General features: G+C 37.6%; 8 protein-coding genes. 3 read left to right on the forward strand and 5 right to left on the reverse strand.

Annotated features, from left to right (window positions below; translation table 11 throughout):
* The first annotated feature begins 269 nt into the window (after nucleotides 1-269).
* Nucleotides 270-515 carry a hypothetical protein gene (locus C4E06_RS20385; protein WP_107670226.1) on the forward strand — a complete coding sequence of 82 codons (246 nt, stop codon included), beginning with the start codon at nucleotides 270-272 and terminating at the stop codon, nucleotides 513-515.
* Nucleotides 516-746: 231 nt separating this feature from the next.
* Here the strand turns inward: C4E06_RS20385 and C4E06_RS20390 are convergent, their stop codons facing one another.
* The 5 genes from C4E06_RS20390 to argB all read right to left on the reverse strand — a co-directional run bounded on the left by C4E06_RS20390 (nucleotide 747) and on the right by argB (nucleotide 4,909).
* Nucleotides 747-1,643 (reverse strand): CoB--CoM heterodisulfide reductase iron-sulfur subunit B family protein, encoded by an 897-nt coding sequence (locus C4E06_RS20390; protein ID WP_107670228.1) that lies wholly within the window; start codon nucleotides 1,641-1,643, stop codon nucleotides 747-749.
* 95 nt (nucleotides 1,644-1,738) lie between these two features.
* Nucleotides 1,739-2,830, reverse strand: a complete 1,092-nt coding sequence (locus tag C4E06_RS20395; protein ID WP_107670230.1) for a GTP-binding protein — start codon at nucleotides 2,828-2,830, stop codon at nucleotides 1,739-1,741.
* A 202-nt stretch (nucleotides 2,831-3,032) separates the two neighbouring features.
* Complete coding sequence (locus tag C4E06_RS20400) at nucleotides 3,033-3,353, reverse strand: DUF6679 family protein (protein WP_107670232.1); 321 nt, start codon at nucleotides 3,351-3,353, stop codon at nucleotides 3,033-3,035.
* A 225-nt stretch (nucleotides 3,354-3,578) separates the two neighbouring features.
* The gene (locus tag C4E06_RS20405) at nucleotides 3,579-3,797 is read right to left on the reverse strand and encodes a DUF4327 family protein (protein WP_107670234.1); all 219 of its coding nucleotides are present in this window, start codon (nucleotides 3,795-3,797) and stop codon (nucleotides 3,579-3,581) included.
* 218 nt (nucleotides 3,798-4,015) lie between these two features.
* Nucleotides 4,016-4,909: an acetylglutamate kinase gene (argB, locus tag C4E06_RS20410; RefSeq protein WP_107670236.1), complete on the reverse strand. Its 894-nt coding sequence runs from the start codon at nucleotides 4,907-4,909 to the stop codon at nucleotides 4,016-4,018.
* A gap of 144 nt (nucleotides 4,910-5,053) precedes the next feature.
* Here argB and C4E06_RS20415 point away from each other — a divergent pair, with 144 nt between their 5' ends.
* Complete coding sequence (locus tag C4E06_RS20415; RefSeq protein ID WP_107670238.1) at nucleotides 5,054-5,821, forward strand: pantothenate kinase; 768 nt, start codon at nucleotides 5,054-5,056, stop codon at nucleotides 5,819-5,821.
* Nucleotides 5,822-6,285: 464 nt separating this feature from the next.
* Nucleotides 6,286-7,975 (forward strand): Clp protease N-terminal domain-containing protein (locus tag C4E06_RS20425; RefSeq protein ID WP_157951194.1); only part of this gene is annotated, 1,690 nt, incomplete at its 3' end.

Genomic DNA, 7,975 nt, shown 5'->3' on the forward strand with positions numbered 1-7,975 from the left:
ATCCTTCTTAAATTTATTGAGATTATCCTAATTATGATTAGATTAATGACTCAGTTTAATTGTAGGTAAATTGAAAATAACATTATTACTAATCGAACCCAAAGTCATAGCGATAGTTTTGGCTTGAGTTAATAATAAAGTTGTTATTAAGAGCGTGATAGTTTTCATTGATAAAAATATATACTAACATAAAAGCTAAAATTTACTAATATTGTAAGTTAGTGAATTGTTCAATTTCACTCAGTAATATTAAAAAATTCTTGATTTTCATGAATATTAAATCTATCTCCCATGAAACCATCCAAGGCACTGATAATGTTTTAACCACTGTTATTATTAATCAAGTTTCGTCTCAATGTATTTTAGCTAGAGTCATGATTGATTTGTTAGGGAAACCTGGAATTGATAATGATATGGAAATGATGGGAACTGGTGATACTTGGACAATCATCTGGACTCAACCAATAGCTATAATAGAAAAAACTCAAAGCTTACTTACAAAAGCTATTCATTAAACAAATGAAACCCATTTCAACATCAGTTATTATCTTCACTTCATTATTAACTATTAATCAATCTGTTGAATCTGCTTCGTAAGCAGATTCGTGCGTCTCACATTCGCTGTCGTACGGCGAATTAGGCAATCAGAATTCTACACTCGCTAAAACAATACGAGAGGTCCAAGTCCATCTTACCAAAAATAAAATACCACTATTTATTAATTGTTCATTGATAAATAGTGGTATTTACAATATACCTAATTTTTCTAACACGGGTTTTGTCGACACAACATGACGACTTAACCCTAATTTTTCAGGTTCAATTCCCAGAGATAAAGCCACTAATTGGGGTAAATGTAACACCGGTAACCCCAGTTTTTCCTCGATAACTTTTTCGACTTCTGGTTGTCTAGAATCCAAGTTTAAATGACAAAGAGGACAAGGAGTCACTAAACAATCTGCCCCTGCTTCTAGGGCTTCTTTAATATGATTTCCAGCCATTTTAAACGATTGTTCTGTGGCATAACTGGACAATGGCCAGCCACAACATTGCGTTCTTCCTTGATAATAAATCGGGGTCGCCCCAACAGTACGAAAAACATTTTCTAACGATTCCGGTTGAAATTTATTGTCGTAGGGTAGGTTATCCTGAGTTCTTAATAAATAACAGCCATAAAAGGCTGCACACTTTAACCCAGACAGCTTCTGTTTTACCTTTTTAGCTAAGGTCTCTAACCCATAATCAGCCACCAAAGCCCATAATAAATGTTTAACCTCTGTGCTACCTTGATAGGGAGAACATTGTTCTTTTTTCAAAAATCCGTTGACCGTTTCAAAATATGCAGGATCATTGCTTTTGGCATCTTTTAACCGTTCATCTACATGGCCAATGACCCCTTGACAGGTACTACAATGGGTCAATAAGGGCAGATTTAAGGACTCTGCTAAAGCAATATTGCGGGCGTTAACCGTATCTTCTAACAGTTGAGAATCTTCTTTATAGGTTCCTGAACCACAACAGGCTGCTTTTTTAAGTTCAATTAATTCTATGCCCAAAGCGTCTGTTAAGGCCGCAGTGGATAAATACAGTTCACGGCAAGCCCCTTGAGCCACACAACCTGGATAATAAGCGTATTTTAGCATTTAATTTAATGAATTGTTTTGAATGTTGCTCACAAGCAAGTTAACACCCCATCTAAATTAAAACTGATTAGATGGGGAAAAAGAAAACAGTCAGTTTAACCAAACCCTTTCCCTTTACTGTTTGCAGGAAGGGATAAACAATGTTCAATCTGTTGATACAACTTCTCTTTATCAAGGTTTTGTCCAATCAACACCAATTGATTCTTAGGGGTTCCTTTCCATTCATCATCTTCTAGGGTAAACCGTTTCCCACTGAGGTGAAAAATGTGACGTTTCTCACTTTCATTGAACCATAAAATCCCTTTAGCCCGAAAGATATTAGCGGGTAATTGATTATCTAGAAAATATTGAAACTTACGAATAGAAAAGGGTTGATCACTTTCAAAGGAAATGGAGGTAAACCCATCATTTTCTAGGTGGTGGGAATGATGATCATGATCATGGTGGTGATGATCGTGGTCGTGATCGTGGTGATGGTGATGATCATGGTCGTGATCATGATCATGTTTGCTTTCTTCGTGGTCAAAATATTTATCTGACTCAAATAATCCCACACTGAGAATTAGGGGTAAGGGAACTTGAGATTTTTGAGTCCGTAAAATTCTCGCCGAGTCTTTAATATCTCTAATGCGAATTTCTAAAGAATCCACATCCCCTTCATCCACTAAATCAGTCTTATTTAAAACGATAATATCCCCGTAAGCAATCTGACTATGAGCTGCTTCTGAATTAAATAAATCTAAACTAAAATTAGCACAATCTACCATCGTAATAATGGAATCAAGCCGGGTCATGTCCCTTAATTCGGTTCCTAAAAAGGTTAGTGCAACGGGTAAAGGATCGGCGAGTCCTGTGGTTTCAACCACTAAATAATCGACTTTTTCTGGCCGTTCTAAAACTTTGTAAACCGCTTGAACTAAATCTTCATTAATGGTACAACATACACAACCATTATTTAGTTCCACCATATTATCATCGGTGGTCACAATTAATTCATTATCAATGCCAATTTCTCCAAATTCATTGACTAATACTGCGGTTTTGATACCTTCTTGATTGGTGAGAATATGATTAAGAAGGGTGGTTTTTCCACTACCGAGAAATCCTGTGATAATGGTGACCGGTAAACCGTGTTTAGGTGCGTCCATCGCGTCAGAATTTCCTGACTTTGTATCCACTGTCTGCATAATCTTTCCAGTAATAATATTTTAAAAGACTGAGGTGAGGTTATCATTTTATTGCTGAATGATAACGATAAATAATTAACCACAATCTTTTGTCTCACCCTTTTATTATAGAGCAAGTTTAAATGATGATCCTAGCAAAAAAACTGCCGGTTCATGCCGGCGTTATTGAACCAGAAAAGCAGGGAAAATGATGGGTGAGTCCCTAACTCTTTGGATCTTGATTAGAGTCAGGGGACTGGGGATGAATTTGTTCGGCTTCGGGACAATCATCAGAAACAAAAATTTCTGAGTTGTATCTGGGTACAGAAGCTAATTTTTGGCTAACGGAACCAATACTTTCGAGTCTTACCATTTCTTCCCAAGAACTGACTTCGTCATCCTCTTCGGTCTCATAGCGAATGGTGACTAAATCCGCTTCTAAAGAAACAATGGTAGCACCTTCGATCCAACGTTGCTGATCCCGCAAGAAGAGACAAACTTCTCGGCCTTCTGTACAAAGCTGATAAATCTTGCGGTGTAGCATAGATATCTCCTTAACAGGTAATAATCTTTGATGACTTCTACCTTAACATTAAAAAACCTATCTAGGCTACGTCCACAAGACTGTTTTTCGTAAAAAATTTTGACTGTGGTTAAACCGTATAGATAAGGCGTTTTGTAGAACATGATTGCAAGGATAGATGAGTAGAGACAGAACTATCAATCAGTGTTTGTCATTGCAATCAATTCCGAGTTTGGTTAGGTTGGGTTAATCTTCATCCCATGCTTCAACGACTAACACCTCGCTAACGGGATCTTGCATGGTAAAACCAAACTCTAATAGTTCTTTTTTCCAGTAAGACCAGTCATTACCGTATAAAAGGGCTAATTTCCAAATGCTATCACTGGGTTTTAGAACGTTTGACTCTACCAGTGAGGACACTTTACGTTGAAACTTCATCATAGGATGAGCTACTTGTTTCGTCATAGACTCAATTAATTTGCGTTTACTAAATTGTACAAATGCTCTCTTGAGCAACACTTCTCTCTCTGGATTGGTATTTTGTTAAATCGTAGGTATTTATCGAAGGATCTGTTTTGAGAAGTATTTTCACTGTTTCAGTTATAACTGATTTATTCAATTTCTGCAAGTCTTTTGACTCATCAGTACGGTAATTACTACCAAAAAGCTCAATATCGCTACCTTTAAGACTGATATTCTGAGGCAACAATCATTGAACCAATACCGCGATCGCTAAAGATTTCTAGTAAAAGAGCATGGGGGATACGACCATCAATAATGTGGGCGGCTCTAACGCCTTGGGCCAGCGATCGCACACAACAATTCACTTTTGGAATCATCCCTCCGGCGACAATACCTTGAGCAATCAAGTCTCTGGCCTGTTTAATATCTAGTTTGGTGATTAATGTACTCGGATCTTGATAATTCTCTAAAATACCTGGGGTATCGGTCAAGAGAATCAATTTTTCTGCTCCTAATGCTGCTGCCACTTCTCCGGCGAAGGTATCAGCATTAATATTATAGGCCTGTCCTGTGTCATCGGCCGCTACAGAAGAAATGACGGGGATGTAGTTATTAGTGACTAAAGAGTGAACAATTTTGACATTGACTTTACTCACTTCTCCAACGAAACCAATATCATCCTTATCCACACGACGAGCTTTAACCAAGTTACCATCTTTACCACAGAGTCCTACCCCTTGTCCTCCTGCTTGGTTAATTAAGGACACTAATTCTTTATTCACACGGCCCACTAAGACCATTTCTACCACATCCATTGTGGGCGCATCAGTTACCCTTAACCCGTCTTTAAACTGGGGTTCAATGCCCAGTTTATCTAACCAAGTATTAATTTCTGGCCCGCCACCATGAACCACCACTGGATGAACCCCGACGCAAGCGAGGAAAATGATATCACGAATGACTTTATCTTTGAGGGAACTATCTTTCATGGCAGCCCCTCCATATTTAATGACCACAGTGCGTCCAGCGAATTGTTGGATGTAGGGGAGGGCTTCGCTTAAGACTCGGACACGGGTGGCATCGGCTTCTTGTATATACTCGTTTTCGCTACTCATAAATTAATGGTTATAATTCGCAAGACTTTAGAAATGATAACATTATTATTGCTAATTTGGTGCTGGTTTTAATTATAAAATATTATTAAATTACATTTAAATTTTAAAAAATAGTCTACACAAACCATAACAAGCCACAAAACTGTGAATAGAAAAACATCAAAAGAATGGTTAGGTTTAATGATTGGTAATTCTCGACTGCATTGGGCATATTTTCAAGGAGAGAATTTACGCCAGACTTGGGATACCCGTCATCTTGAAAAAGTTGTTAATCCTTTAAGATTATTTGATGATTATCTTCTGGGTGATCTGTCTCTTACCTTACCTTTAATTGTGGCTTCGGTGGTTCCTTCTCAAACTAAATTATGGCAAACTTATCAAAAGTTTTATCTAATTAAGTTAGAAGATATTCCCCTTAATAATCTTTATTCAACCATAGGAATTGATCGAGCTTTAGCTGCATTCGGTGCAGGAGAAATGTATCATTTTCCTTGTTTGGTAATTGATGCTGGTACGGCTTTAACATTGACAGGTATTGATAGCGATCGCAGTTTTATCGGTGGGGCTATTTTACCCGGATTAAAGTTACAATTTAATTCATTATCAACCAAAACAGCAGCCTTACCTAATATTCAGTTACCCCAAAAATTAGGCGATCGCTGGGCTAATAATACAGAAAATGCGATCATTAGTGGTATTTTATACACTGTTTTAAGTGGAATTCAAACATTTATTGATGATTGGTTAATCAAGTATCCTGAGAGTAAAATTATTTTAACGGGTGGGGATGCTGAAAATTTATATAATTATTTTAAACAAGATAATTATGAACAATGGGAGAATTTAATAGTGGATCAAAATTTAATTTTTTGGGGAATGCGATCGCTTGGCTTTTCAGGTTTTGACATTTAAAATCTTATCTATCCTAAGTACATTAAATCATATGGTCTTTCAATAACAAAACAAGTTTTCTGTAGAGAAAGTATATAAGGATATTCTTGAGATAAAGATTTAAGAAGATACTAAATAGCTTGATTACAATCATATTTTAATCGTTCTATAAAAAAATCATATTCACAACAGTTGATAGAACTAAATTCTACTTTAAGTAATTCAGTAAAATAATAATTTGTTCCAATTTTCCATTCATTATCATAGATTATTAGAAAAAAACTTCTGACTTCACACTTCTGACTTCTGACTTCATGAATCATCTTTTTTTTGTATTCTTCCTATTAAAAAACAGACCGGTTGCCACAAGACATTAAATTTAATAACTGGTCACTGATCACTGATAACTGTTCACTGGTCACTACTAACATTGATATACTATTCTTATAGATTGCTATCATATTGAGGGATAACTTTAGTCGCTAATGCAACCTACTGATTCTGAAAAGTTCACCGAACAAGCCTGGGATGCTATCGTAAAATCGCAAGAAGTCGCCCGACGCTTCAAAAATCAAAATCTAGAAGTAGAACACGTCATCTTAGCCCTTTTAGAACAAGAAAAAGGCTTAACTTTGCGGATTTTAGAACGGGCTGAAATTGATATCCCTCGGTTGCAGCAACAGGTTGAAACCTTTACCAACCGACAAGCTAAATTTGTCACCGTCGATCAGCTATACTTAGGCCGTAGTCTCGATGTGATGCTTGATCGCGCTGAAGCCTCCCGTGAAAGTTGGGATGATAAATATATCTCCGTCGAGCATTTATGGGTTGGGTTTGCAGAAGATGAACGCATCGGACGGCGTTGTTTACGCAGTTTTAACCTTGACCCCCAAGACTTAGAACAGGCCATAAAATCAGTACGAGGAAGCCAAAAAGTTACCGAACAAGATCAAGAAGATCGTTATGAAGCATTGGATAAGTATGGTCGGGATCTCACCGAAGCAGCAAGAGAAGGAAAGTTAGACCCTGTAATTGGTAGAGATGAAGAGATCCGTCGCGTTATTCAGGTTTTATCCCGTCGTTCTAAAAATAATCCCGTTTTAATCGGAGAACCCGGTGTCGGAAAAACAGCGATCGCCGAAGGACTGGCGCAGCGCATAATTAACGGAGATGTGCCAGAATCTCTCAAAAATCGGCAATTAATCTCCCTAGATATGGGCAGCTTAGTGGCAGGGGCAAAATTACGGGGACAGTTTGAGGAACGCTTACAGGCTGTAATGAGGGAAGTGACAAACTCCGATGGTCATATTATCCTCTTCATCGATGAACTTCACAACGTAGTAGGAACCGGATCACGGGAAGGCAGTTCGATGGATGCAGGGAACCTCTTAAAACCCATGTTAGCACGGGGAGAATTGCGCTGTATCGGTGCAACCACCCTAGATGAATACCGAAAGCATATTGAGAAAGATCCTGCCTTAGAACGACGTTTTCAGCAAGTGTATGTCAAGCAACCCACCGTAGATGACACCATTTCTATTTTAAGGGGACTCAAAGAACGCTATGAAGTGCATCACGGGGTCAAAATAACCGACTCTGCTTTAGTGGCTGCAGCTAACTTATCCCATCGTTATATTACTGATAGATTCCTCCCTGATAAAGCCATTGATTTAGTAGACGAAGCTGCTGCAAAATTGAAGATGGAAATTACGTCTAAACCGGTAGAATTAGAAGACGTAGATCGCCGTTTGATGCAGCTACAAATGGAAAAACTATCTTTAGAAGGAGAAGAAAAAAGACAAGGTTTAATGATTGATCCCTCTTCTAAAGAACGGTTGAAAAAAATAGAAGAAGAAATTAAAGAATTAGAAGACATTCATGAAACATTAGGTCAACAATGGCAATCTGAAAAACAGATGCTAGAAGAAATTAATGCTTTAAAAGAAGAAGAAGAACAGTTAAGAGTACAAATTGAACAAGCAGAACGAGCTTATGATCTTAATAAAGCAGCTCAATTAAAGTATGGTAGATTAGAAGGATTACAACGGGATTTAGAAGCCAAAGAAACTAAATTAATTGAAATACAATCCCAAGGAGAAACCCTCTTAAGAGAACAAGTTACCGACTCCGATATCGCCGAAATTGTAGCAGGATGGTCGGGTATTCCTGTTAACC

The organism is Cyanothece sp. BG0011 (genome assembly GCF_003013815.1).
Taxonomy (GTDB): Bacteria; Cyanobacteriota; Cyanobacteriia; order Cyanobacteriales; family Microcystaceae; genus Crocosphaera.